Raw genomic sequence first — 311 nt, 5'->3', positions numbered from 1 at the left:
AACCCGTACCATTCAGAAAGAACGCTAATCCCCTTTAAACCATGAGAATCAGGCAATGAAAGCAAACAAATTAGCAGCATTTATAGTTACAACATACATCGGCTTTATTTCAACGGCACACGCTTCGGCCCCGCAGCCGATATTCAGCCCGGAACAAGAGGCCCGTATCGGGGAAATCGCAGCAGACTATCTGGTGTCCCACCCGGAGACACTGGTGACGGTCAGTAAAAACCTACAGGAACAGCAGCAGGCGCGTAAGCAGAAGATGTTTGCACTCAGCGTGATGGAGAATCAGGCGAGCCTTCTTCATG

At 49.8% G+C, this 311-nt stretch carries 1 pseudogene; it reads left to right on the top strand.

The features are described from left to right. Nucleotides 1–55: 55 nt before the first annotated feature. Nucleotides 56–311, top strand: a pseudogene (locus RTW80_RS28385) (DsbA family protein); the annotation flags it as partial.

This window comes from Escherichia sp. AM3 (genome assembly GCF_032029835.1).
Classification (GTDB): Bacteria; Pseudomonadota; Gammaproteobacteria; order Enterobacterales; family Enterobacteriaceae; genus Escherichia; species Escherichia coli.
Note: the sequence above shows the minus strand (reverse complement) of the source record. Positions and strands in the feature narration are given on the sequence as shown.